General features: G+C 73.6%; 16 protein-coding genes, 1 tRNA gene and 2 pseudogenes. 12 read left to right on the top strand and 7 right to left on the bottom strand.

Going from position 1 to position 22,962, the window contains the following annotated elements:
* Positions 1-82 precede the first annotated feature (82 nt).
* Positions 83-156 (top strand) — tRNA-Thr (locus tag ACZ4D5_RS09415).
* A gap of 84 nt (positions 157-240) precedes the next feature.
* On the opposite strand, the gene ACZ4D5_RS09410 is transcribed toward ACZ4D5_RS09415, so the two are convergent.
* Positions 241-2,118 (bottom strand): serine/threonine-protein kinase, encoded by a 1,878-nt coding sequence (locus tag ACZ4D5_RS09410; RefSeq protein ID WP_467771758.1) that lies wholly within the window; start codon positions 2,116-2,118, stop codon positions 241-243.
* Between the two features lie 207 nt (positions 2,119-2,325).
* A complete protein-coding gene (locus ACZ4D5_RS09405) occupies positions 2,326-2,871 on the bottom strand; it encodes an LppU/SCO3897 family protein (protein WP_467771757.1) in 546 nt (181 codons plus the stop codon).
* Between the two features lie 90 nt (positions 2,872-2,961).
* Between ACZ4D5_RS09405 and ACZ4D5_RS09400 the strand changes: the two genes are divergently transcribed.
* Positions 2,962-3,558 carry a TetR/AcrR family transcriptional regulator gene (locus ACZ4D5_RS09400; RefSeq protein ID WP_467771756.1) on the top strand — a complete coding sequence of 199 codons (597 nt, stop codon included), beginning with the start codon at positions 2,962-2,964 and terminating at the stop codon, positions 3,556-3,558.
* 21 nt (positions 3,559-3,579) lie between these two features.
* Here the strand turns inward: ACZ4D5_RS09400 and ACZ4D5_RS09395 are convergent, their stop codons facing one another.
* On the bottom strand, positions 3,580-4,779 hold the full coding sequence (locus tag ACZ4D5_RS09395; RefSeq protein WP_467771755.1) for a sensor histidine kinase: 1,200 nt from the start codon (positions 4,777-4,779) through the stop codon (positions 3,580-3,582).
* Between the two features lie 182 nt (positions 4,780-4,961).
* On the opposite strand from ACZ4D5_RS09395, the gene ACZ4D5_RS09390 reads away from it, so the two are divergent.
* Together ACZ4D5_RS09390 and ACZ4D5_RS09385 are read left to right on the top strand one after the other, a co-directional pair.
* Positions 4,962-5,729, top strand: coding sequence for a response regulator (locus tag ACZ4D5_RS09390; RefSeq protein WP_467771754.1), 768 nt, complete (start codon positions 4,962-4,964; stop codon positions 5,727-5,729).
* 110 nt (positions 5,730-5,839) lie between these two features.
* Entirely contained in the window at positions 5,840-6,679 is an 840-nt protein-coding gene (locus ACZ4D5_RS09385) for an RNA polymerase sigma factor (RefSeq protein WP_467771753.1), read from the top strand.
* 148 nt (positions 6,680-6,827) lie between these two features.
* Here the strand turns inward: ACZ4D5_RS09385 and ACZ4D5_RS09380 are convergent, their stop codons facing one another.
* A complete protein-coding gene (locus ACZ4D5_RS09380; protein ID WP_467772258.1) occupies positions 6,828-8,117 on the bottom strand; it encodes a peptidoglycan-binding protein in 1,290 nt (429 codons plus the stop codon).
* Between the two features lie 129 nt (positions 8,118-8,246).
* Here ACZ4D5_RS09380 and ACZ4D5_RS09375 point away from each other — a divergent pair.
* Together ACZ4D5_RS09375 and ACZ4D5_RS09370 are read left to right on the top strand one after the other, a co-directional pair.
* Positions 8,247-8,738, top strand: a pseudogene (locus ACZ4D5_RS09375) (cupin domain-containing protein); the annotation flags it as partial.
* Between the two features lie 139 nt (positions 8,739-8,877).
* On the top strand, positions 8,878-9,654 hold the full coding sequence (locus ACZ4D5_RS09370; RefSeq protein WP_467771752.1) for an SDR family NAD(P)-dependent oxidoreductase: 777 nt from the start codon (positions 8,878-8,880) through the stop codon (positions 9,652-9,654).
* Between the two features lie 105 nt (positions 9,655-9,759).
* Here the strand turns inward: ACZ4D5_RS09370 and ACZ4D5_RS09365 are convergent, their stop codons facing one another.
* The gene (locus tag ACZ4D5_RS09365; RefSeq protein WP_467771751.1) at positions 9,760-10,572 is read right to left on the bottom strand and encodes an alpha/beta fold hydrolase; all 813 of its coding nucleotides are present in this window, start codon (positions 10,570-10,572) and stop codon (positions 9,760-9,762) included.
* A gap of 160 nt (positions 10,573-10,732) precedes the next feature.
* Between ACZ4D5_RS09365 and ACZ4D5_RS09360 the strand changes: the two genes are divergently transcribed.
* Complete coding sequence (locus tag ACZ4D5_RS09360) at positions 10,733-12,118, top strand: aminotransferase-like domain-containing protein (RefSeq protein ID WP_467771750.1); 1,386 nt, start codon at positions 10,733-10,735, stop codon at positions 12,116-12,118.
* A gap of 53 nt (positions 12,119-12,171) precedes the next feature.
* Here ACZ4D5_RS09360 and ACZ4D5_RS09355 read toward each other — a convergent pair whose 3' ends face one another.
* Together ACZ4D5_RS09355 and ACZ4D5_RS09350 are read right to left on the bottom strand one after the other, a co-directional pair.
* Entirely contained in the window at positions 12,172-12,876 is a 705-nt protein-coding gene (locus ACZ4D5_RS09355; RefSeq protein ID WP_467771749.1) for a response regulator, read from the bottom strand.
* 37 nt (positions 12,877-12,913) lie between these two features.
* Positions 12,914-14,617, bottom strand: a complete 1,704-nt coding sequence (locus ACZ4D5_RS09350; RefSeq protein ID WP_467771748.1) for a sensor histidine kinase — start codon at positions 14,615-14,617, stop codon at positions 12,914-12,916.
* 142 nt (positions 14,618-14,759) lie between these two features.
* On the opposite strand from ACZ4D5_RS09350, the gene ACZ4D5_RS09345 reads away from it, so the two are divergent.
* The 5 genes and pseudogenes from ACZ4D5_RS09345 to ACZ4D5_RS09325 all read left to right on the top strand — a co-directional run bounded on the left by ACZ4D5_RS09345 (position 14,760) and on the right by ACZ4D5_RS09325 (position 22,953).
* Positions 14,760-15,272 (top strand): hypothetical protein, encoded by a 513-nt coding sequence (locus ACZ4D5_RS09345; RefSeq protein ID WP_467771747.1) that lies wholly within the window; start codon positions 14,760-14,762, stop codon positions 15,270-15,272.
* A gap of 131 nt (positions 15,273-15,403) precedes the next feature.
* Positions 15,404-16,147: pseudogene (locus ACZ4D5_RS09340) on the top strand (response regulator transcription factor); the annotation flags it as partial.
* A gap of 253 nt (positions 16,148-16,400) precedes the next feature.
* The gene (locus ACZ4D5_RS09335) at positions 16,401-18,317 is read left to right on the top strand and encodes an ATP-binding protein (RefSeq protein WP_467771746.1); all 1,917 of its coding nucleotides are present in this window, start codon (positions 16,401-16,403) and stop codon (positions 18,315-18,317) included.
* A gap of 86 nt (positions 18,318-18,403) precedes the next feature.
* Positions 18,404-19,345, top strand: a complete 942-nt coding sequence (locus tag ACZ4D5_RS09330; RefSeq protein ID WP_467771745.1) for a lipase family alpha/beta hydrolase — start codon at positions 18,404-18,406, stop codon at positions 19,343-19,345.
* A gap of 203 nt (positions 19,346-19,548) precedes the next feature.
* Positions 19,549-22,953, top strand: a complete 3,405-nt coding sequence (locus ACZ4D5_RS09325) for an AfsR/SARP family transcriptional regulator (protein ID WP_467771744.1) — start codon at positions 19,549-19,551, stop codon at positions 22,951-22,953.
* Positions 22,954-22,962: the final 9 nt, after the last annotated feature.

Below are 22,962 nucleotides of genomic sequence, written 5' to 3'. Positions count from 1 at the left end.
GTCCGAGGGGGGTGTACGGAGCACCCCCGATAACTGTGTAGACTTGGGCACGTTGCTGATCGCACCATGGTGCGGACGGCGCGCCGCCTTAGCTCAGATGGCCAGAGCAACGCACTCGTAATGCGTAGGTCTCGGGTTCGAATCCCGAAGGCGGCTCATTTGGGGCCCAGGTCACGTTCTGCGTGATCTGGGCTTCTTCTTGTTCTGGCCGTCTTGGTGAGTTCTGGGCGGCGTCTGGGGCTATGACCTTGCCCAGCGTTGTGATGCCTTTCCCGATGCGCACGTCGCCGTTGCCACTCCGCCGCCGTAGGCCAGGTCCAGGCAGCCGCCGTTGCTGGTGCTCTTCAGTGTGCCGCCCGAGCCCCAGCGCCACAGGCGTGCCTCGCCCCGGGTGCAGTCGCCGACGAAGACCGCCTGGCCGAGCATGTTGGCGACCAGGCAGGCGCCGCTCTGTTTGTTGACGACCTTGAAGCTGTTGTTCTCCGCGCTCACCGTCTTCCAGGACGCGCTCGCGTCGCCGCAGCTGCCGTCGTCCGCGGAGCCGTATACCTGGGTCAGGCAGGCCTCGTTGTCGGCGTTCTTCAGGCGGTAGGGGCCGGAGGAGGGGGAGTCGGGGGACGTCGGCGGCTTGGGGGCGTCGCCGTCGGACGAGCCCGGACCGGATGAGCCGGAGCTGGACGAGCCCGAGCCGGACGAGTCCTCGTCCGATGAGCCTTCGCCGGAGGAGTCTCCCGTGTTCGTGCCGCCGTTCTCTCCGTCGCCCTTTCCGCCGTCGGAACCCGAACTGTCGCCGCTCGACCCGTCGTTCGCGTTCGGCTTGTCCTTGGAAGAGGGGGAGTCGTCCTTTCTGTTCTTCTCCTCCTCCTTGTTCTTCTCTTTCTTCTTTGGCCGTTCCGGGCTCGCCGACTCGTCTTCGCCCGGCGGCTGCGCCGACGCCGTGGCCGAGGGCGTCGAGCCCGCGGCGCGGTCCGGGCCGGTGATGTACGGGAGGTTCTGCAGGGCCAGCGTCGCGCCCGCGGTGACCACGATCACGGGGACGGCGGCCAGCAGGACGCGGTTGCGGCGCCGTTCGGGGCGGGGCGGGGCGGGGACGGTCGTGACCAGGGGGGTGGGTGGCGGGGGCGGTGTCTCCGTCGGGGGCCGGACCTTCGACGCGAACGTCGCACGTTCGGTCAGGAGTTTCAGTGTCGGGGCCGACCAGGTCGAGCAGGCCGGTTGGGGCTGTGAGGGCTGTGAGGGATGTGGGGTGTTTGAGGTGTGTGCGGGCGCGAGATTCTTCAGTTCCGGGGCCGTTGGGCGGCCCTCGGGGTCCTTGTCCAGGCAGGATTCGAGCACCTCGGCCAGTTCGGCGTCGCGCTCGCGTATCGGTGCCAGGTCAGGGGTGTCATGCACGATGCGGTAGAGCGGGCTGCCCTCGGCTCCGTCGCCGAACGGCCAGCGGCCGCTCGCCGCGTACGCGACCAGGAGGCCCACCGAGAAGATGTCCGACGCGCTGGTCAACCGCCGTTTGCCCGAGGCCTGTTCGGGTGACATGTAGGCCGGCGTGCCGACGACCAGGCCCGTCTGCGTGAGCTGGCTCTGCTCGGCGGCTCGGGCGATCCCGAAGTCGATGAGGGTGACGCCGTCGAGGGTCAGCATGACGTTCGACGGCTTGAGGTCGCGATGGATCATGTCGCGGGCGTGGACCGACTCCAGGCCCGCGGCGACCTCCCGCAGGAGCAGCCACAGGGCGTCCGGCGAGAGCGGGCCGCCGTGGTCCTCGACGGCCTCGGCCAGGGTGATCCCGGGGACGTACGCGGTGGCGAACCACGGGGGTTCGGCGGTGCGGTCGCTCGCCAGGAGGGGAGCGGTGGCCTCGGCGGGCAGGCGCGCGAGGTTGTCCATCTCCTGGCCGAAGCGGCGCAGGAAGCCCCGGTCCTCGGCGACGACGGACGCCAGCATCTGCTTGACCGCGGCGTATCGCCCGTCGGTGACGCCGAGGTACACCCGGCCCATGCCGCCCGCGCCGAGCCGTCCCACCAGGGGGATCGGCCCGATCTGCCGCGGGTCCTGTGGGTGCAGCGGCTCGGCGCCGCTGCCCGTCAGGTCGAACTCGTCTGCCCCGCCTGCCCCGTTCACGCTCTCCCCGTCCACCGGCCTCCCCCGGGGCCGGACCGTGCCGGTCCGTGCGCTCCCCCCGTCCGCACGGACGGACACAGGCCCGGCACGTGATCAGTTTGGACCATCCGGCCACCGGATTGGAAGGTTTTTCTAGAAAGTGGTTTCACTTTTGGTGGCGGTGGCGGTGGCGGTGGCGGTGGCGGTGGCGGTGGCGGGGCGATGCGGTCAGCGTGCGTACGAACCCAGGCCGACCAGGCAGTACACGTACTCGTTGATGGTCGATCCGTTGATCGTGTAGCGGTACGAAAAGGCGTACTGCGTCTGGGAGTTGCTCTTGCAGCGGCTCAGGTCCGACGTCAGGGGGATCGTCTGGATCACGCGGTAGTGGGCGTCCGACGCGGAGCAGGACACCTCGTCGACGCCGCTGACCTCCTGCGCCGTCTCGGAGTCCGGCAGTGTGCCGTTGAGGCAGGTGCCCTGCTCGTACGGGCTGGGGGCCGCGCTCGAAGGCGTCGCCATCGGGTCGTCGGTCGCGGTGTCGTACGGATCGCTCGAGTACGGGTCGCTGGGATAGGGGGCGTCGGTCGAGGGGGCGTAGGTCCCCGTGCTGGAGGTCGGGGCGGGGGACGCGGAACTGTCGCCGTCGTCCCCCCGGCTCAGCAGGCCGGCGCCGATCGCGACGCCGGCGGCGACGAGCACCGCCAGGCAGCCGCGGGCTCCGGGCTTGGGGGCGCGGCTCGGCCGCGGCGTGGGAGGTATGGGTTCTGACACCGGGACAGTGTGGATCGGCCGACGGCTCCTTTGGAGTGTGTTTCTAGAAAATAGTTCTAGAAAAAATGGTGCTCTACGCTGGTTCCCACCATGACCCCCAAGCAACAACGCGGTGCTGAAACCGCTGATCGCCTCCTGGACGCGGCGCTTCAGGTGTACGCCGAGTCCGGGGAGCAGGGTGTCACCGTCAGCGCCCTCACCAAGGCCAGCGGCGTCAGCCTCGGCAGCCTCTACCACCACTACGGCAGCGTCGACGGCCTCATGAACGCCCTGCTGCTGCGCTGGCTCGGCCGACTGCTCGGGGAGCTGGCCGGGGCCGTGGAGCGTGCCCGCAGCGCGAGGACCGCCGTGCGCGCCCTGGTACGGGTGTATCTGGCCTTCATCCAGGAGCATCCGGACGCGTCCCGGCTCCTGCACTCCTCCTACGCCGACCGGCTCGGGATGGCGCAGGCCAGGCAGTTGCGCGACGCCCAGGAGGCCAGGCTGACGCCGATGGCCGACTGGGTGCGGCGGCACGTCGCGGCGGGCGACATCGCGCCGGTGCCCGTGCCCGTGGCCGAGGCGCTGATCATGGGGCCTGTCATCGCCACCGCGCGCCGCTGGCTCTCCGGTGTCGACGACGACGTCGACCTCGACGAGGCCGCGCGCATCCTGCCGGAGCGGATCTGGCGCTCGCTGTGTCCGTGAGCGCAAGCCGCGCGTGAGTGCTCAGCGAGGCGCGGGGACCGCGAGGCGGACCGCGAAGCCGCCCTCCGGCAGCGGGCCCGTGGTGAGCGTCGCGCCGCAGGACTCCGCGCGCTCGCGCATGCCGCGCAGCCCGAGGCCGCTGGACGGCGCGCCCCAGCGGGGGTGACGGGCCGGTCCGTTGAGCACGGTCAGGGCGACCGTGCCGTCGGTGGACCGATCGAGGGCCACGTCGACGCGGGCGCCCGGCGCGTGCTTGAGGGAGTTGGTGAGGGCCTCCTGGGCGATGCGGAAGACGGCGAGTGCCGTCTCGTGGGGCAGCAGCACCGCGGCGTCGGACGGCGGCGGCCGGAAGCGGACGTCGACGCCGGCCGCGTTCAGCGACTGGACGAGTTCCGCGATCGAAACACCGGGGTCGGACCGTTCGGCCGCGCCGCCGTGGCCGCGCAGCACGCCGAGGACGTCGGAGAGCTGCTGGGCGGCCCGCGCGCACGCGTCCTGCACCGTGCGCGCGGAGGAGCGCAGCCGCTCGTCGTCCGGGGCGCGCTGCTCCAGGACGCCCGCGTACAGCGCGGCGACGCTGAGCTGGTGGCCGATGCCGTCGTGCAGGTCACGGGCGAGGCGCGCGCGTTCGCGTTCGACGGCGAGGTCGGCCGCGCCCTCCAGGAGTCCGTCGACGATGCGGTTGCCGCGCCGCACCGCCCGACCGTAGCGCCGCTGCTGACGCACCGCCAGGCCGGTCAGGGCGGGCAGCAGGACGTCCGCGGTGAACGCGACGAGGCCGTCCAGGTCGAGCCGGTCGTCGGGCGGTACGTCCAGGGAGTACAGGATGCCGAGCAGGACGGGGAGCAGCAGGACGGCGACGCGGAAGCGCCGCTGGTAGAGGGCGACCGCGTACGACGCCGCCATGATCGTGAGCCGCGCCGAGTAGTCGAGCAGCGTGGCCACGGAGGCCGCGAGCAGGGCGAGCCAGGGGGCGACGCGGCGCAGCACGAGCAGGGACGCGGCGAGCAGCAGGGCCGCCAACCGCCACAGGAACAGCGGCCTTCCGCCCGTGGGCAGGGCGATGAGCGAGGGCGCGAGGACCGCGACGGCGATCGTCACGTCGGTGATCGCGGCGCGCCGCGCGGCGGGGTGTGCCGCCCAGGCGCGGGCGGCCCGCCGGGTCGTTCTCCGTACCCTCCTCCGGGCCTTCCGCACCAGTGCGGCCTGTATGCCTGTCACGTCGTTCACCCGGCTCATTGCGCTGTACACCGACCCCGGTAAAGGACTTTACGGCCTGCCCCGGGCCTTTCGGAATGGTCGAAAGTCCTGAGGCGGAAACCGGAGTTGATCGGAAGCCCCGTTATCATCAAGCGCATGACAGGCTCGTCGGCAGACTCACATGCGCTTCAATCAAGGCAAGAATGAACGTGGTTCGCGTACTCGTCGTCGATGACCAGCCGGTGATCCGCGCGGGCCTGCGCGCATTGCTCGGCGCGGCCGACGACTTGGTGGTCGTGGGCGAGGCGGCCGACGGCGCCGAGGCGGTCAGCATGGCCCGGGAACTCGCGCCCGACGTGGTGCTTCTCGACCTTCGCATGCCCGGGGTCGGCGGAATTGACGCGACGCTTCAACTGACCAGGTCAACGCCTTCCGCGCGGGTCCTTGTCCTCACCAACCACGACTCGGAAGAATCGGTGCGCGGCGCATTCCAGGCCGGTGCGGCGGGACTTCTCCTCAAGACGTCGACGCCGCGTGAAATCGTCTCGTCGGTGCGTTCCGTGGCGGCCGGCGCGAGTGTTCTCTCGTACGCCGTCATGCAGCGCCTTATATGCCGTCCCGCGCCCCGGGCCCGGATTCCTCGGGTGGCGGAACTGGCCGGGAAAGTCGCGTCGTTCGGCGAGGGCGAAGTGAAGGTACTCGCGCTGGTGGGCGCGGGAATGAGCAACAAAGAGATATCCGAGGCGCTGCATCTGTCGCTGACCAGCGTGAAGACGTACGTGTCGAGGATCCTGCGCAGGCTCGGCCTCGACAACAGGACGCAGGCGGCCATCCTGGCGTACGAGTTGGGGCTCTCGGTCGACGAGGGTGAACGGGTGGGGCAGGCCGAGCGGTTGAGGCAGGTTGGGTGGGGTGAGCGCGGTGAGTGGGCGCAGGCGCGTCCCGCCCTCGTCGGGCCGGACGAAAGTTGAGGGTGCTTGTCTCCCTTTGGTGCCACCTGTCCACTTTGGTGGGACATGACGGCCTTCGGTGCACGGAACGCTGAATCGCAGCGCGTTCCGCACAACCGAAAGGTGACGCCGTGCAGGTCGAGGAGTTCGGGGACTTCGGGGGTGTCAGGGACGTCGGGGGCGTCGAGGGCGACAGGGCCGTCGAGGGCGACGGGGCCGTCGAGTACGTGGAGGGCGTTGAAGGCGTCGAGGACGCGGCGCTCTGCGCGCAGGTGCGTGCGGGCGATCCGCGGGCCTTCCGTGTGCTGTGGGAACGTCACGTTCAGATGGCACGGCAGTGCGCCCTGCGCTGCACGCGCGGCAGCACGGCCGACGCCGAGGACGCCGTGTCCGAGGCGATGCTCGGCCTGCTGCAGGCGTTGCGCGGCGGCCGCGGACCCGTCGGGAACGTGGCGGGCTATCTGAGGTGCTCCGTGCGCCGCGCCGCCGCCCGGATCACCGCGCGGCGCCAGCGGGAGCTGCCCGTCGCCGAACTGCCCGAACTGCCCGAGCGGCCCGGCGACAACGGCTGCCGGGTCAGCGCGTACTTCGACGCGGCCTGCGCGCGCGAGGCGTTCCTCGGGCTCTCCGAGCAGCGCCGCACCGCCCTGCGTCTCTTCGCCATCGAGGAGCGGGGCGCGGGGCACATCGGCGAACGGCTCGGCATCGCCGCCACCGCCGCGTCCTCCCTCGTCTACCGCTCCAAGGAGGCCCTGCGCGCCGGATTCCTGCGCCGTCACGTGCGGCCCGCGAGCGCGGAGTGCGCCGAGGTCATGGACCGCGTCGTGGCCTCACTGCGCGGCCGTTCCGTACGGCGCCACACCGCGGCCGTCACCTCACATCTGCACCGCTGCGCGTCCTGCCGCGAGGGCCGGCGGCAACTGCGGGACGTGAACGCGGGGTTGCCGCAGCGGGGGCGTCACGTGCGGTGAGGTTGCGCGCTGCGGTGGCGGTGTACGGGGGCGGGGATGCCTGGGGATGGGGATGGGGATGGGGATGGGGGGGAAGTGTTGGGGCTCGTTGGTCCCGCGGTGCCCGCCGCTCCCGAGGGGGAGGGGCGGCGGGCGGTCGTGGGTGGGGTCAGCGGAACAGGCGGCGCCACGTCTCCGGGCCCGGGTGGCCGTCCGCGTCCGCGCCCCGCCAGCCCTGGGCCCGCTGGAAGGCCTCCACGTTGCGGCGGTCGGACTCGGACCAGCGCGGGCCGGGGCCCTGCGTGTAGTGCTTGCCGTACCCCTTCTTCACCAGCTGCTTGCCGAGCTTCGTGACGTGGGCGTTGGACTGTCCGGGGCGGAAGTACTGCTTGCCGGGGAACGCGACGGTCGAGCTCCCCGAGCCGCCGGAGCCACCGCCCGAACCGCCGCTCGAACCCCCGCCGATGTCCCTGCCCCTGCCCTCCACCAGGTAGCGCCACGTCGCCGGACCCGGGATGCCGTCCGCCTCCGCGCCCCGCCAGCCCTGCGCCTCCTGGAACGCCTTCGTCGCCCTGCGGTCGGCGTCCGACCAGCGGGGCCCCGGGCCCACCGAGTAGAAGCGCCCGCCGCCGCGCTCGACCAGCATCCTGCCGAGCCTCGTGACCTGGCTGCCCGATGCGCCGGGCCCGAAGGCGGACGCGCCGGGGAACGACGCGGAGCCACCGCCCGAACCGCCGCCGGTGCCGCCGTTCGAACCGCCGCCGTCGGTCACGTACTTGTAGCGGTAGGGCACGTAGCTGCCGGAGTGGTTCCAGTACGCGTACGGAGTGGTCCGCTTGAGGGTGTGCGGGCGCGTCTGCTCGTACGCCACGTACCGGGTCTTCGACGAGTCCGCCCAGCCGCCGAAGATCGTCACGTGTGAACCCGCGCCGGGGTTGGCCGGGTTGTGGAAGAGCAGCATGTCGCCGGGTTTCAGCTCGCTCTTGGTGATGCGGACGCCGTAGGCGGCGAGGCTGCCCGTCCACTGGTTGCTGCCGAGGCCCCAGGCCATCGAGACGAAGCCCGAGCAGTCCTTGCGGTAGCCCTGGTAGTAGCCGCTCATGCTGTACGGGACCCGGGCGTTCACCCAGGTCTGGGCGCGGGCCAGGATCTGCGCCCGGGTCAGACGCATCGGCGTCGAGGCCGATGCCGTGCGGGCGGCCGCGGCCTGGGCGAACAGCGGGCCCGGTGCGCCCTGGCCCGGCGGCAGCGGGTTCTGCGTCGCGACCGGCGGCTGCGCCATGGCGTGCGCGGCGCCTGTGCCTGCGCCCGTCAGGACGGCGCCGAGTGCCAGGACGGCGGCGGCGCGGGTCCCGGCCCGTGAGCCGCCGCTCGCGCGCAGTTCGAGCCGCTGGCGCGCGCAGCCGGGGCAGGGGCAGTCGGGCGTCGCGGATATGTCGTCGAAGGCTGGCGCGTCCAGGACAGGTGTGTCGAAGACCGGTGTGCTCACATCGCCCTCCAGGGGTTGAACAGGGAGAAAAGGGGTGCCATGGAGGAGGAGTGGCGAGGCGCGCGGTTATGACGCACTTCGGCCGGGGAGCGTTCGACCATGGTCGAAAAGGGAGCGGTGCCGGAGACGGCGGAAGAGGTGGCCGCGCGGCACGGGCTGCGGCCGCTGCCGGTGGAGGGCGGGCTGTTCCGGCGCACCTGGGCGGGCCCGCCGGACGCGGAAGGGCGCCCCGCGGGGACGGCGATCGTCGTGCTCCTGACCACCGCGCCCGGGGACTTCTCCGCCCTGCACCGGCTGCCGATCGACGAGGTCTGGCACTTCTACGAGGGCGATCCGCTGGAGCTCCTGCTCCTCGCCCCCGACGGCACCGACCGGCTGGCCGTCCTCGGCGCCGGAGGTCTGGTGCAGCTGGTGGTCCCCGCGGGGACGTGGATGGGGGCGCGGGTCGCGGCCGGTGGGCGGCACGGCTGGGCGCTGTGCGGGACGACCATGGCGCCGGGGTTCATCCCCGAGGACTACGAGGGCGGGGAGCCGGAGGCGCTGGGCGCGCGGTATCCGGGGCGGGCGGGACTCATCCGGGAACTGTGCCGGGTGGGCGAGCCGCTGCGGATGGGCGAGGTGTCTGGAGAGGGCGTCCTGGGGAGTGAGGTGCCTGGAGAGGGCGTCCCGGGGAGCGAGGCGCTCGGAGAGGGCGTCCCGGGGAGCGAGGCGCTCGGAGAGGGTGGTTCCCATGCGTGACGAGAGCCTGCCGGGGCTGCCCGGGCGCGTCGCCCTGGTCACCGGGGCGAGCGGCGGCGTCGGCGCGGGCATCGCCCTGCGGTTCGCGCAGGCCGGTGCGGCGGTGGTGGTCCACTACCGCCGGGGCGAGGAGCGGGCCCGTGAACTGGTCGCACGGGTCACGTCGGCGGGCGGCGACGCCCTCGCCGTACCGGCGGACCTGACGCGGGAGGCGGAGTGCCGGCGCCTCGTCGAAGCGGCGTACGCGTGGCGGGGCCGCCTGGACGCGCTGGTCAACAACGCCGGGATCCAGCCGGTGCAGGAGCTCGCGGGCATGACGGCCGAGGACTGGCGGCGGCTCTCCGAGGCGAACGTGACGAGCGCGTTCTGCTGCACGCAGGCCGCCGCCGAGGTCATGGCGGGGCAGGACGGCGGCGGCACGGTCACGCACATCGCGTCCATCGAGGGGTCGCACCCCGCGCCCGGCCACGCGCACTACAGCGCGTCCAAGGCCGCCCTGATCATGTTCGCCCGCTCGGCCGCCCTGGAGTACGGGCCGCGCGGCATCCGCGTCAACAGCGTCTCGCCGGGGCTGATCGACCGGCCGGGGCTCGCCGACGACTGGCCCGAGGGCGTCGCGCGGTGGGGCCGGGCGGCGCCGCTCGGACGGCTCGGCACGCCCGAGGACATCGGCAGCGCCTGCGTGTTCCTCGCCTCGGACGCGGCGTCGTGGATCACCGGGACGGATCTCGTGGTGGACGGCGGGGTGGGGGCGCGGCCCACCTGGTAGGGCTGGTACCCCTGGTGGGGGCTTTTCCGGCGGTTACTGGCTCAGCGGTGAGGACGTCCCTCCCGGGCCCCTCCCGGGCCCCCCGGGCCCCTCCCCGGCCCGGCTTCAGCGGACGCGGGACAGCCAGGTGCGGACCGCCGTGTTGAAGTCGTCGGGGCGTTCCAGGTTCGGCATGTGGGCCGCCGACTCCACGACGTGCAGCGCGGCGTCGGGGAGCGCGGCGTGCATGGCCTCGGCGTCGGCGACCGGGGTGTACGTGTCGTCGCGGCCCACGACGACGAGGGACGGGACGTCGGCGCGGGTCAACAGGTCGCGGTAGTCGGGGCGTTCGGCGCGGCCGCGCAGGGCGGCGGCCGCTCCCTCGGGCGGGGCGGACAGCATCATGCGGTGGACGTACGCGGACGCCTCCGTGTTGTACGGAGCCACCATCTTGTCCCGCACCTCGTCCGCGTACCCCTTCATGCCCTCGGCGAGGAGGCGGTCGGCGAGGGCGTTGCGGAACGCCTTGCCCTCGGGGGTCTCGGCCGCGGGGAAGGTGTCCGCGAGGAGGAGGCCCGTGACGCGCTCCGGGAACAGGCGGTAACACTCCATCACGATCTGGCCGCCCATGGAGAGGCCGCCGAGCGCGAACTCCCTTGCGCCCAGGTGGTCCAGGAGCGCCGCGACGTCCTCGGCGAACGTGGCGAAGGCGGTGGTGCCGGGGACGACGGTGCTCTCGCCGTAGCCGCGCAGGTCCGGGGTGATGACGCGGTGGGTCGCCGCGAGGGCCTCGCGCTGCGGGGCCCACATGGAGCGGTCGAAGGGGTGGCCGTGGAGGAGGACGAGGGTGGTGCCGCTTCCCTTGCCGTCGCCTGCGCTTCCGGTTTCGCCGGTGTCGTCGTAGCCGATCGTGATGCCGTTGAGCTGCGCGGTTGCCATGAAGGGAGGCTAGGCGGGGCAACTGGGCGGTGCAATAGGATCTTTGCTCTCGGTGCAATGTGCGTGTGGCGGCGCGTGTGGCAGGACGTGTGGCGGTACGTGTGCGTGGGGCAGCAGGGGAAGGGGGCTCGGAACTGTGGTGCGGGAAGACTTTCGGCGCGTGGCCGATGACGTGGCCCGGCAGATCGAGAGCGGAGTGCTGCGCAGCGGTGAGCGGTTGCCGCCGCAGCGCGTCTTCGCCCGGCGGCGGCGGATCGCCAACTCCACTGCCATTCGCGTGTACGGAGAGCTCGTACGGCGTGGTCTCGTCGTCGGCGAGGTGGGGCGCGGCACCTTCGTGCGGGCCGGTGCCCCGCATCCCGGCGGCGCCGCGCTGACCGAGGGGGCGCCGGGGACGCCCGCGCCTTCAGGGACGTTTGTGCCTTCAGGGGCACTCGCGCCTCCAGGGACTCCCCTGCCTGCCGCATCCGTCAATCTGGAGCTCAACTACCCCGTGGTCGAAGGGCAGTCCGAGCTGATGAGCCGGGCCCTCGCCCCCCTGCTGCGCCCCGACGTCCTCCTGGAGGCGACCCGTACCGCCGCCCCCGGCGGCACGGCACAGGCGCGGGAAGCCGCCGCCTCCGTCCTCGCCCGGAGCGGCTGGCGGCCCGAGCCGGAGCGGGTGCTGTTCGCCGGGAACAGCCGGCAGGCCATCGCCGCGGCCCTCTCCTCGCTCGCCCGCCCCGGCGGCCGCATCGGCGTCGAGGAAGTCACGTACCCCCTGGTGAAAGCCATCGCCGGGCAGCTCGGCATCAGGCTCGTGCCCCTCGCCATGGACGAACAGGGCATGCTGCCCGGCGCGCTCGCCGACGCCCACCGGAGCGCGCCCCTCAGCGGTGTCTACGTACAGCCGACCCTGCAGAATCCGCTGTCCGTGACGGCGGGGGAGGAGCGCAGGGGTCAACTGGCGCACGTGATCTGCGAGTTGGGGCTGTACGCCGTCGAGGACGGCACCTGGGGGTTCCTCGCCGACGACGCGCCCGCTCCGCTCGCCGCCCGCCTCCCCGAGCGCGTCGTCCTCGTCGACAGCCTCTCCAAGCGGCTTGCCCCCGGCCTCACCGTCGGCATGCTCGTCGCCCCGCCCGCCCGCCGTGACGCCCTCTCCGCCACCCTGCGGTCCGGGGCGTGGACGGCGGCGGCGTTCAACCTGGAGGCGGCCGTGCGGTGGGTCGCGGGCGGGACCGTGGAGACGCTCGTCGCGGCCAAGCGCGCCGACGCGGCCGCGCGCCACGCCGTCGTGCGGGAGCGGCTGATCGACACGGGGGCGAAGGGGCGGTTCCGTACCGATCCCCGTGCCTACTACTGCTGGTGGGAGCTTCCCTCGCCGTGGCGGGCCGAGACCTTCGTCGCGGCGGCGGCCGAGCGCGGCATCGCCGTCACGCCGGGCTCGGCCTTCGCCGCGGGTGCGCACGCCGCGCCGGACGCGGTGCGCATCGGACTCGCGTCGCCGCCGGTGGAGGTGTTGGGCGAGGCGCTGGGGGTGCTCGCGGGGATCGTTCTCCCGTGAACGGCACCGGCTGTCAGGAAGCCAGTCCCGCCTCCCGTGAACGGCACCGGCTGTCAGGAAGCCAGCCCCGCCTGATGCGCCAGCAGGGCCGCCTGCACCCGGCTGTCGCTGCCCGTCTTGTCGAGGACCGCGGCCACGTGCGTCTTGACCGTGCCCACGCCGATGCCGAGCCGCAGCCCGATCTCCAGGTTCGGCAGGCCCGCCCCGAGCATGGCGAGCACCTCGCGCTCCCGGTCGGTGAGGGAGTCGAGGGAGGCCAGACGGCTGTCGGGGCCGCCCGATGACGCGGCGCCGGAGGGGGCAGGGGCGGCGCCCCCCTGAAGCATCCGCTGGATGACCGTCCCCGTCACGCCGGGCGAGAGCACCGCGTCGCCCGCAGCCGCCGCCCGCACCGCGCGGATCAGCTCGTCCGGACCCTCGTCCTTGAGCAGGAAGCCGCCCGCGCCCGCCCGCAGCGCGCGCGTCACGTTCTCCTCGTCGCCGAAGGTGGTGAGCATGACGACCTGCGGCCTGGGGTCGAGGGCGGTCAGCGGGCCGATCGCCGCGAGGCCGTCGAGGACGGGCATGCGGATGTCGACGAGGGCGACGTCGGGGCTCAGCTCGGCGGCGAGCGTGACCGCCTCCGCGCCGTTCACGGCCTCGCCGACCACCTCGATGCCGTCGGCGTGCTGGAGGATCATGCGGACGCCGTGCCGGATCATCTCCTCGTCGTCGGCGAGCAGGACGCGGATCGTGGGTGACGTCGATGGCGTCGTCATGGGAGCTCCTCGTTCCTACGGTGTTCCCGCGTTGTCCCTACGGTCTGGCCAGCGGCACCGTGAAGTGGTCGATGGACGTCAGGACATCATTGCTGAAACAGTAGCGAGTCACATCAAAACGGGCGCCCTCCGACTCCTCGTCCGTCGAGCCGCCGCCCACGTACGGGTAGAGACAGCTCGTCGTCCCCGCGGGGCGCGCCGGTTCGCGTCCGGCCGCCGCGGCCCGCACCGCGTCGCTGTCCGCCGGCACCGAACGCTCCACCTCCTCCTTCGACATCCCGACGTGCACCTCCTGGCGCTCGGCGACGCTCGGGCCCGGCTGCGCCTCGGTCACCAGGGCGAGGCCGAGGCCGAGCATCAGGGCGACGCCGCCCATTCCCAGGAGCGTCGTGAGCACGCCCGCGATCCGGCTCTGGAGGCCGCCGACCGCGCCCTCCTCCGCCGAGGTGTCCGGCAGCGGCGGGCCCAGGGGTTCTTCGAGGCCGGGCCGCCCGGTGGCGTCCGGCTCCGCGGAGTCCGCGGATGCCGCCGGGTCCGTCGGAATCGTCGCCGTCACGCCGAAGCCGCCGCCCGGCACCGGGCCCGCCTCGAACGCGCCGCCGAGCAGCGCCACCCGCTCCCGCAGCCCGACCAGGCCCCGCCCGGTGCCGAGGCCGGTCGTCGCCGACGGAGGCGTGGGCGGCGCTTCGTTGCGTACGGAGATCTCCACCCGGTCGTCCGCGTGCGTGACCGTCACCGCGACCGGCGCCCCCGTCGCGTACCGGTGCACGTTCGTCAGCGACTCGCGGACGACCCGGTGGACCGCCCTGCGCACCGAGGGGCCCTCCTGCGGGCCCAGGTCGGGGCCGTGCCAGGCGAGCGCCACCGGGATGCCGCCGCCGCGCGACTCCTCGACCAGGGCCTCGATGTCGGGGCGGGTGCCGGTCGCGTCGGTCAGGGCGTTCGTACCGGTGTCGCGCCCCAACGGGCCGAGTACGCCGAGGACTTCGCGTAGTTCGTTCATCGCGTCGCGCGTCGTCCTGCGCAGCAGCGTGGCGTCGTCGCGCAGTTCGGGGGCCTGCTTGGAGAGGGCCAGTTCGAGGCCGCCCGCGTGCAGGGAGATCAGGCTGAGCCGGTGGCCCACCAGGTCGTGCATCTCGGCGGCGATCCGGGAGCGCTCGTGGATGCGGGACTCGCTGTCGGCGAGGCGGCGCGCCTGCTCGGCCGCCGCGGTGCGTTCCCGCAGCGCCCGCACCAGACGGTCCTGCTGCCCGGCCGCCGTGCCGACCAGTCCGGGCACGATCACGGTCACCGCCGCGAGCATCGCCCCGAGTGCGAGCCCGTACTGCCAGCTGCCCACGGCGAGCGGCCGTGCGGTCGCCGTCGCCACCAGCATCGTCAGCGCGGCCGCGGCGAGCAGCGCGGCGACCCTGCGCCGCGGGTCCGCCAGCTGCCGCGCCGCCGGGTGGGCGGCCACCGCCACGAGCAGCCCCGTCGGCGGCATCAGGCCCGCGAGCGCCGCCAGCGCGAGCAGACTCCCCACGGGGAAGCGCCGCCGGACCACGAGCGCGAGCAGCACCAGGACGCCGTACGCGACCTTCGCGGGGCGGGGGAGCTGGGTGACGGCGCTGCTGGTGCCGGAGTAGGTGAGGACGAGCAGGGCGCCGCCCGCGAGCGCCTCCAGGACGGCGCGGACCAGGTGCCAGGTGGCGTAGGGGCCGGGGGCGAGCGGTGAGCGGCGCGGGGTGGCGGGATGGGGCATACCGTCAAGTATTGGACAGGGGGTGCCGTCCTCCTCGTACATCTTGAGGGGGATACGGAGTGCGACCTCTGTCTTTCGGCAGAGGCGGAGGTTCGTCCCACGGCCGTACGGAATCGCGGGTGCGGCATCGAAGACTGGTGCCATGCCCTCGAAGTCCCTGAACAAGAAGAAGGCCGGTGTCGTCGTCCTCACCGTCGCCGGATGCCTGGTCGCCGCCGGGGCGGTCGCCGTCGCGGCGCCCGCGCTCAAGGACAGCTCGCTGATGCCGGACGCCGTCAGTGAGCACGTCTTCAAGGAGAAGACGAAGGCCTTCGCGACGGCGGCGGACGCGCCCGCCAAGGGGGACCTGGCGTTCGTGCTGCCCTCGTGGATCCCGAAGGACGCCAAGAACGTCAAGGTGAAGGTGAAGACGACCGGCGACGCGAAGCTGATCCGGTTCACGCCGGTGGACGGTGAGCGCTTCGGCCCGGCGGGCAGGGCCTGCGGCGCGGGCGCGTCCCGCGTCGGCGAGCCGGAGCTCGACGCACCCTGGTGGCCCGACCGCACGCCCTCCGAGGCCCGTGCGGAGTGCGGGGACTTCCACCAGTACCGGGTCGCGGTGCAAGGGGACACCGTGTACGCCTGGACGAACGGGGACGTGTCGCCGGGCCGTTAGACGCATCACCGGGGCGGTGGGGGCGGTGGGGCGGCGGCCGCGGGTGGTGCCCCACGGGTCACTTATCAGGATCCTGTCAGGCCGCCGTCCGGATCCGGTCTGCCTGCCGGGGCCCGCCTATCCTCAACGCCATGTGCGCTTTTGTCCTGGTCGCGGAGGACGACGAGAAACAGGCCGAGCTGGTCCGCCGCTACCTGGAGCGCGAGGGTCACACGGTCGCCGTCGTCCACGACGGGTCCACCGCCCTCGCCGAGGTCCGGCGCAGGCCGCCGGACCTGCTGATCCTCGACGTGATGATGCCGGGCACCGACGGCCTCGAGGTCACCCGCCTGCTGCGGGACGCGGGCGGGCCGCCGGAGCTGACGCGCCTTCCGGTCCTGATGCTGACCGCGCGCTCCACCGAGGACGACCTCCTGACGGGGCTGGACCTGGGCGCCGACGACTACCTCACCAAGCCGTACAGCCCGCGCGAGCTGATGGCCCGGGTGCGGACGCTGCTGCGCCGTGCGGGCGGCATCCACGCGCCGCTGCCGGACACCGACCGGCGGATCCTGCGCGTCGGCGGCCTCGTCGTCGACCCGCTGCGGCACGAGGTGACGGTCGACGGGCGCCAGGTCGACTGCACGCCGGGCGAGTTCGACCTGCTGACCGCGCTCGCGGAGGAGCCGGGCCGGGTCTTCACGCGGCCGCAGCTCCTCGACCGGATCCACGGCTCGTCCGGCTACATATCCGCGCGCACGGTCGACGTGCACATCCTCAACCTGCGCAAGAAGATCGAGGCCGACCCACGCCGACCTGATCGGCTCGTGACGGTCTTCGGGGTGGGGTACAAGCTGACGGTGCCGGGAGCTGGATCCGGAGCTGGAGCTGGAGCTGGAACCGCGGCCGCAGCCGTGGTGGGCGTGGGCGCAGCCGGAGCGGGATCCGGAGCCACAGCCGGAGCGGGAACCGCAGCCGGAGCAGGAACTGGATCCGCAGCTGAAGCCGAAGCCGGAGCAGGATCCCCAGCCCCAGCCGAAGCCCCAGCCCCAGCCGGATCCCCAGCCCCAGCCAGACCCCCAGCCCCAGCCCCGGTAAGCGCCGACGCCGGCGTCGGCGTCGGCGTCCGGCGTGGGGCGGCGGCGCGGCGTGGCGCGTGACATACCGCTCCGCAAGAGCCTCCTGGCCCGCCTTCTCGCCGTCTCCGTCCTGGTCTCCGTCGGCTCGATCGCCGCGACCGCCTGGCTCGCCGCGCAGACCACGTCCGGCGCGCTGAAGCAGGAGCAGGGGCAGGTCCTCGCCGACGACGCCCGCATCTACGACAAGCTCCTCGGCGTCGGCGCGAGCGCGCCGCAGTGGAAGGGCGCCGACAAGGCCGTCCGTGAACTGGCCCGAGGCACCGGCCGCCGCATCGCCCTCACCACCCAGGACCACAAGGTCATCGCGGACTCGGCGTCCCGTCGCACCTCCCTGCCCCCGACCGCGTCCGCCGTCCTCGACCCCCTCTCCGTGGACACGACGCTGGCCCCGGGCCGCGCGGACGAGGACACGGCGGCCGACCGCATCGACCCGCGGGCGGTCGGCCCCTACCGCCTCCCCGAGCGGGAGCGCAAGGTGATGAAGGAGGCCGCCGACCGGAGCGCGGCCTGCCTGACGGAGCTCGGCATGAGCCCCGAGGTCGTCTTCGGGGCCGGTGGCCGTCCCTCCGTCCAACTCGACTACCACGCGGGCGAGTTCATGGACGCGCGCTGCCGGATGAACCTGCTCGACGTGCCCACCGCGACCGAGCAGAAGGCGCTCAACAAGTTCGACTCCCTTGCCAACGCCTGCATGAAGCGGCGCGGGCTCGCCCCCGTACGGGTCAGCCTCGACCTGACCGCCCGGTCGGGCCCGAAGCCGATCGGCACCGACGTTCCCGAGCTGCCGCCCGTGGAGCCCGACGACGCCCCCTCGACCACCCCCAACCCCAACCCCACGCCCACTCCCAGCCCTTCGCGTCCCGGGCCGGTCGCGGCCGAGTCGACCGCCGCCGCCGTCGCGTCCTGCGTCGACACCGCGCGCCGCGAACAGCTCGGCCCCTATGTCTCCTCGCCCGCGCTGCTCTTCATCACCAGCTCCGACGGCACGCGCAGCACCCCGGGATTCAGCCTCTCCCGGGACAACACCGTCCGCCTGGCCGGGCTCGCCGCGGCCGTCCTCGCCGTCACGGTCGCCGTCACCGCGCTCGCCGCGACCCGCCTGACCCGGCCGCTGCGCGCGCTGACCACCGCCACGCGGCGCATGAAGACGGGGGAGGCGGGCGACCCCGTACCTGCCAGCGCGACCCGCTCGGCCGGGGAGATCAGCCAACTGGCCGCCGCCTTCAACGACATGGCGGCCCACCGCAAGGCCCTGGAGGAGCAGCGCAAGGCCATGGTGAGCGACGTCGCCCACGAGCTGCGCACCCCGCTGTCCAACATCCGCGGCTGGCTGGAGGCGGCGGAGGACGGCGTCGTCGACACCGACCCCGAGCTGGTCACCTCGCTCCTCGAAGAGGCCCTGCTGCTCCAGCACATCGTCGACGACCTGCAGGACCTCGCCGCGGCCGACGCCGGCACGCTCCGCCTGCGCCGCGAGCCGGTGCGCGCCGCCGACATCGCCGAGCAGGTGGCTGCGGCGCACCAGGCGCGCGCGGACGCGGCGGGGGTGAGGCTCAGGGCCACCGTGTTCGGCGACCCCCGGGTGACGGCCGACCCGCTGCGGCTGCGGCAGGCGATCGGCAACCTCGTCTCCAACGCGATCCGCCACACGCCCGAGGGCGGCAGCGTGCGGATCAGCTGCCGCACCGCGGACGACGCCGTGCTGATCGAGGTCGCCGACACCGGCACGGGCATCGCGCCCGCGGACCTGCCGCACGTCTTCGACCGCTTCTGGCGCGCCGACAAGTCACGGACCCGCGCGACGGGCGGCAGCGGCCTCGGCCTGTCGATCGTGCGGAAGCTGGCGGAGGCGCACGACGGGACGGTGACGGCGGAGAGCGTGGTGGGCAAGGGGTCGATGTTCACGGTGCGGTTGCCGACGGGATGAGGCCCCCACGGCGACGCTCCGCGTACGTTGATCCGTACGGCCGCACAGGCGTGCGGGGCGGGCGGGTGGGCCGGACCCTGGGGTTCATGGACGTACGCCCCGTCGTCGCCGGCCTCCTCGCGGCCCTGCTCTGCGCCGCCTCACCGGCGGCCGCGGCCCCCGCGCCGTGCTCGGGCGACCCCGGCGACCCCGCATCCGCTGCCGCGGTCGCCGCCGCGAGGAAGCTGGCCACGCCCGGAGTCCCGGGCGCCAACGACTGGGCGTGCCGCCCCGGCCGCGCCCACCCGCGCCCCCTCGTCCTGGTCCACGGGACCTTCGCCACCGGCAAGGCGTGGGGGATGGCCGTCCCGGTCTTCAAGGCGGCGGGGTACTGCGTCTTCGTCCTCGACTACGGGAAGACCGGGGCCGAGGACATGTACGGCATGGCGCCGGTCGCCGAGTCCGCCAAGGAGCTCGCCGTGTTCGTGGACGGGGTCCTCGCCGCCACGGGCGCCGGTCAGGTGGACGTCGTCGGGCACTCGCAGGGCGGGATGATGCCCCGCCAGTACATGAAGTTCGAGGGCGGCGCGAAGAAGGTGCGCACGCTCGTCGGGATCTCCCCCTCCAACCGCGGCACGACCCTCGACATGCGCGAGGCCCTCGCCAGGGAGCAGCCGAAGCTGGCGGCCACCCTCGCCGTCGCGGAGGACGCGCCGTGCTGGGCCTGCCTGGACCAGCTGGCGGGCTCGGAGTTCCTGAAGCGGCTCAACGAGGGCGGCCTTACGCTGCCCGGAGTCTCGTACGCCGTCGCCGCCACGAAGTACGACTACGTGGTGACGCCCTACAAGTCCCAGTATCTGTACGACGGCCCCGACGGCCGCAACGGCCTGCTCCAGGACCGCTGCGCCTACGACTTCACGCTGCACAGCGGCACGGCCACGGATCCGGTCGCGCTGCGGTTCGCGCTCAACGCGCTGGATCCGGCGCGGGCGGTGGAGGCGGACTGCGGCATCCTCGCGAAGGGCGTCTCGGGCAGAGGCCGCAGGTAGGACTCCGGGGAGGGGGAGGTCCCGAACGGAGTGCGGGGCAGGACGAAAGCCCCGGTCGTTCACCTCCGCCGACCGGGGCTCTCTCTCTGCCCCCGGACCCGGCCGCGGCGGCGACACTCCCCCGAGCTACGCGCTGTGCGCGAGTACCGGCGGGCCAGGTCCGATGAAGTGATCCCATCAGGGCCCGCCAACAGATCGCTAACATGTGGCCAACGGTCAGGGCGAAGGGTCAGGACAGGCGGAGCGGGACAGTACGGGGAGACGGCGTGAGCGAGCGATGCGGGCTGCGGTTCGGTCTGCTCGGAGCACCTGCCGTGTACGACGCCGCGGGCGAGCCGCACCCCGTGCGCAGCGCCAAGGGGCGCGCCCTGCTGGCGGCGCTGCTCCTGGAACCGGACCGGGTGGTCTCGCTCGGCGCCCTCAAGGAGGCGCTGTGGGGCGACCACCCGCCGGCCTCCGCGCAGGCGTCCCTCCAGAACCACGTGACGCGGCTGCGGCGCCTCCTCGACGATCCGGGGCGGCTGCAGGCGGTGCCGCCGGGGTACCGACTGCGGGTCGGCGAGGGCGAGTTGGACGTACGGGTCTTCGAGGGCCTGGTGGTGCGGGCGCGGGCGGCGTACGCGGAGCGGGACTGGGCGCGGGTCGCCGAGTCGGCCTCGGGGGCGCTCGCGCTGTGGCGGGGCACGCCGCTCGGCGGCCTCCCGGACGTGCTGGCCGACCACCCCCTCGTACCGCGCCTGGAAGAGGCACGTCTCCTCGCCCTCCAGTGGCGGTACGACGCGGAGCTGGAGCGCGGCACCGACCTGGCCGCGCTCGCCCCCGAACTGGCGGCGCTGGTCGCGGAGCACCCGCTCCGCGAGGTCTTCCACCGCCAGCTGATGCTGGCCCTGCACCGCACGGGCCGCCAGGCGGAGGCCCTCGCCGTCCACCGCGAACTGCGCCGCCGCCTGATCGACGAGCTGGGCGTGGAACCGGGCACGGCGGTACGGGAGGCACATCGGGAGGTGCTGCGTGGACCGGCGGACCCGGTTTCCGGGGCGGCTTCCAGGGCGGCTTCCGGGGCGGCCTCCGTGACGACTTCTGTGGTGCCGTCCGATGCGGGGGAGGCGTACGGGGAGTCCGCCGGCACGCGAAGGGCCGAGCGTGCGCAAGGGGTCGAGGGAACCAACGGAGTCGTTGAGGGAACCAACGGAGTCGGAGGGAACGGAGTCGAGGGGAACGGGGTCGAGGGGAACGGGGCCGAGGGGAACGGGAACGGGGCCGATGGCCCGGGCGCTCGCGGCGACGAGGATGCGGCCGAGTCCCGCGGCTCGGCCACGTCGCCCGGCGTGGGCCCGTACCAGCCCGCCCAACTCCCCCCTGGCCCGGCCCACTTCACCGGCCGCGACGAAACCGTCCGGGAGCTGCGGGGCGCCCTCGGCGCAGGGCCACGCGTCGCCGTCGTCTCCGGGATGGCCGGGGTCGGCAAGAGCGCCCTCGCCGTGCACGTGGCGCACGGGCTGCGCGAGGAGTTCCCCGACGGACAGCTCTACGTCAACCTGCGCGGCGCGACCCCCGGCATGACCCCGCTCACCCCCGGCCAGGCCCTCGCCTCCCTCCTGCGGGACCTCGGGGCCGAGCCCCGCCACACCCAGGAGAGCCCCGAAGACCCGGCCGCCGCCAGCGCGTTGCTCCGCTCGCTGCTCGCGCCCACCCGCACGCTCATGGTCCTGGACGACGCCGCGACCGCCGCGCAGGTGCGCCCCCTGCTGCCCGCGGGCCCCGGCTGCGCGGTCATCGTCACCAGCCGGTCGCCGCTGACCGCGCTCGACGGCGCGGCCCGCTTCCCGCTGGAGCCCCTCTCCGACGGCGAGAGCGCCGCCCTGCTGCGGGCCGTCTCCGGCCGCGACGCGCTCGACGCCGGGCACCCCCTGGTCGAGCTCGCGGGCCGCCTCCCGCTGGCCCTGCGCATCGTCGCCGCCCGCCTCGCCGCGCGCCGCGCCCTCACCCCGGACGACCTCGCCGAACTCCTCACCGTCAGCGGCGGCCGCCTGCACCACCTCGAGTACGACGACCTGAGCGTGCGCCGCTCGCTGGCCGTCGCCCTCGACGCCCTGCGCACCTCGGAACGCCAGGCCGACCGCGACGCCGCCCTCGCCCTCGCCCGGATCGGCGCGCTCGACCTGCCCACGTACGGAGTCCCGCTGCTGGCCCGCCTGTTGGGCACCGACGAGCTGCGCGCGGGCGCCGCCCTCGACCGCCTGGTCGACGTCGCCCTCCTCGACGAGACCGCGTACGGCAGGTACACCCCGCACGACCTCGTACGCGACTTCGCCCGCGAGACGGCGGCCTCCTCCGCGGCCCCCGCCGGCGCGGACGCCGTGGCCGAGGCCCTGCTCTGGTACGCGGAGTCCGCCCGCCGCACCCTGCTGGCGATCATGCCGGAGGGGCTGGACAGGGCCGACCGCCTGCGCGGGGTCGAGCCGCGCCTCGCCGGGGCCGGGCTCATGGGTTCTGCCGGGAGTGGGTCTCGGCTCATGGGTTCTGCCGGGAGTGGGTCTCGGCTCACGGGTTCTGCCGGGGGTGGGTCTCGGTCCACGGGTTCTGCCGAGGGCGGGCCTCGGGCCACGGATCCTGCCGGGAGTGGGCCCGCGGAGTCGTCCCTGTCCATGGAGGCCGCGTTCGCCTGGGGCGACACCGAGCTCGCCAACATCCTCGCCCTCGTCGAACGCCACGGCACCGGCGAGAACCCCCCGGCCCTGGTGCCCGTCCTGGTCCGCTGCCTCTTCCCGTACCTCCAACGGCGCGGCCGCCTCACCGAGTTGGCCGCGCTCGGTGCCCTCGCCCTGGCCGCCGCCCGCCGCCAGGGCGACACCGGCGCGCAGGCCCAGGCCCTCACCGACCTCGCCGGCATGCACTTCATGTCGGGCCGCAGCAGCGAGGCCCTCGCCCTGAACGACGAGGCCCTCGCCCTCTGGCGCGAGCTCGGCATCGTGTCCTGCGTACGCCGCGGCCTCAACAACCGCGGCCTTCTCCTCGAAGGCCTCGGCCGCCACGCGGAGTCCGCCGACGCCCTCCACCAGAGCCTGGAGCTCGCCAAGGAGCTCGCCGACCCGCTCAGCGAGGCGATCACCCTCAGCCACCTCGGCAACCTCTACGAGCACACGGACGCCCGCGCCGCCATCGTCCACCACGAACGCAGCCTCGCGATCGGCGAGACCATCGGGCACGCCATCGTCCGCCAGTCCGCCCACTGCAACATCGGCTACGCCCACCTCACCCTCGGCGAACCGGCCGCCGCCCTCGCCCACTTCGAGGAAAGCCTGCGCATCCACAACGAGTACGAGGACTGGCACGGCAAGTCCCAGGCCCGCCTCGGCCTGGTGCGGGCCCTGCGCGGCCTCTCCCGCACGGAGGACGCGACGCGCGAGTGCGTCGCGCTCGCCGAGGGCGCCGAACAGCGCGGCGACACCCATATGACGGGCCTGGCCCGCCATCAGCGGGGGCTCCTGCTGCGGGACGAGGGCCGCGACGGCGAGGCGTACGAGCAATGGCGGTGCGCGCTGCGGGCGTTGGACGGGACGGACAGCAAGGTGGTCGAGGAACTCAGGGCGCTGCTCGCGGCGTAGCGCCGGGGT

The organism is Streptomyces sp. NPDC025651 (genome assembly GCF_055558735.1).
This window is presented reverse-complemented; position numbering and strand designations above follow the sequence as displayed.